The following is a 1,711-nucleotide window of genomic DNA, read 5'->3' as shown; positions in this document are numbered from 1 at the left end:
CGACGTAAGTCTAATGATACCAACGACTTACGACCAAATCGTGAAAATCTCAAAAGTTTTTTCTTGCAAATGCCGATTCAGTTTGTAGAATGAATGCAGAACGACAACGACAACACGAGGACAAAAAAAATGGAAACGCTTTTCACGGGTCGCGTCTATGATCACTATGGTGAGACTGTTCAGGAGTACACTGGCATCAACGCCGATGCACTTGAGCAAAAAATACTTGAGGACTACGCTGGCGACTATGACGTTTCGGGCTATGCCGTCATCATCGACGACGTTCAGGTTCAGGAAATAATCGTAGAAAGTTTTCGCTAAAGACTTGATACCCACAAGGCCGATACTGTAGGATAGAAAGACACCACAAAGGAAAGAAAAAATGACACGGCAAACGTATCATGTGAACGAAGGCAATCGGGTACGATTCATCAGCGGCAACAACAACGAATATATCGGGCGGGCTGTTACCATTCAACGATTCCACAACTCGTTTTTTGGGAATCTGGTAACGGTTAAAACAGACGATGGACGATACCGTAGGTTCTACGAAGGCGATAGGCTGCACGAGATTCTAGAATCGGCTTGACAGTACCAGGATTCTAGAATCGGCTTGACAGTACCAGTAGGGATTTGGTAGAATCAGAGCACCACAAAGGAAAGGGATTTTATGACATACTTCACAAACGAAGACTGGTTCGACGCTCTTGAGGATTTCCGTGGGCCAGAGGTTGACATGGAATGGACCCCCGAAGACGATAAGAAGTATAACGCCTACCTTGCAAAGCGGCACAGTGTTGCAACAGCCGTTGCCGATCCAGCAGAACTAGAGCGAGAGGCTAAGGCTAAGACGTTCGCCTTCTATACTGAGGAGGCCATTGCTAACGAACTATCACCCTTTGATATATAGGAGGGGCTTTGTTATACCTTGCGATTGTATGGATTGTATTCTGCTGGCTTATTATACTAAGGACAAACCTATGAACGATGGCGATATGGATGTTGTTTGTATTATGTTGTTTCTTGTTGCTACTGTTGTCTCTATCTTTTATTGTTATACTCCTATCTGTTAATATATAACCCTGATGGGGGGTATACTAAATAGTATAACCCCCCTGATGGGTGGTATAAGCCGCGACGGAGCGGCCTTAAAAGGCCGCTCGTGCGTATGTCAACCCCCCCAACGAGGGACCACGGCAAGTTTTTTGGCATGGTATTTGCCCTAGCAAACGGTGTGCCAAAAAAAAAGAAAAAAAACTTGGCGGAACGCTTGACGCGATGCCGATACTAGGGTATGCTTGGGGCATGGCAAGAACGTCACCACAACTTGCGATTTATCGTCCTTCCCCCGCGTGGGGGAGGGGGAGTGATATGTACCTTCATAATCTGGAGAATCAGATGACGGGCATTGACTACAAGCAACTCGCCCAAGAATACTATGCAATGGCCCAAAAGGCCCGCGAGGAAGCGGCCTTAGCATGGGAGGACGGCAAGCGATGGCTTGCTGACAAACTGGAACGGAAGGCCTTGTGGCTACGCCGAAAAGCACGGCAGGCAGAGGCCCGCTGAATCAGAACCTCCCCCTTTCGGGGGGGAGGCATTTTTATCAAAAGGAACCTACAATGCCAAACTCAACCGCTTGCTGTGACTTCGCCCGTGACAATCGTGACGGCCATGTGACCGCTGAAAAGCATATCCGATTTGAGACTAC

General features: G+C 47.6%; 4 protein-coding genes. All 4 read left to right on the top strand.

What is annotated here, in order from left to right; translation table 11 throughout:
• Nucleotides 1-93: 93 nt before the first annotated feature.
• Complete coding sequence (locus EBR25_13715) at nt 94-321, top strand: hypothetical protein (GenBank protein NBW42040.1); 228 nt, start codon at nt 94-96, stop codon at nt 319-321.
• A 61-nt stretch (nt 322-382) separates the two neighbouring features.
• Entirely contained in the window at nt 383-589 is a 207-nt protein-coding gene (locus EBR25_13710; protein NBW42039.1) for a hypothetical protein, read from the top strand.
• A gap of 81 nt (nt 590-670) precedes the next feature.
• Nucleotides 671-910: a hypothetical protein gene (locus EBR25_13705; GenBank protein NBW42038.1), complete on the top strand. Its 240-nt coding sequence runs from the start codon at nt 671-673 to the stop codon at nt 908-910.
• A 368-nt stretch (nt 911-1,278) separates the two neighbouring features.
• On the top strand, nt 1,279-1,569 hold the full coding sequence (locus EBR25_13700; GenBank protein ID NBW42037.1) for a hypothetical protein: 291 nt from the start codon (nt 1,279-1,281) through the stop codon (nt 1,567-1,569).
• Nucleotides 1,570-1,711 lie beyond the last annotated feature (142 nt).

This window comes from bacterium, from assembly GCA_009926305.1.
Taxonomy (GTDB): domain Bacteria; phylum Bdellovibrionota_C; class UBA2361; order UBA2361; family RFPC01; genus RFPC01.
Note: the sequence above shows the minus strand (reverse complement) of the source record. Positions and strands in the feature narration are given on the sequence as shown.

What these genes read in the sequence shown, in the direction of transcription:
- EBR25_13715 (NBW42040.1), top strand. Translation starts at nt 94, where the DNA reads ATGCAGAACGACAACGACAACACGAGGACAAAAAAAATGGAAACGCTT.
- EBR25_13710 (NBW42039.1), top strand. Translation starts at nt 383, where the DNA reads ATGACACGGCAAACGTATCATGTGAACGAAGGCAATCGGGTACGATTC.
- EBR25_13705 (NBW42038.1), top strand. Translation starts at nt 671, where the DNA reads ATGACATACTTCACAAACGAAGACTGGTTCGACGCTCTTGAGGATTTC.
- EBR25_13700 (NBW42037.1), top strand. Translation starts at nt 1,279, where the DNA reads ATGCCGATACTAGGGTATGCTTGGGGCATGGCAAGAACGTCACCACAA.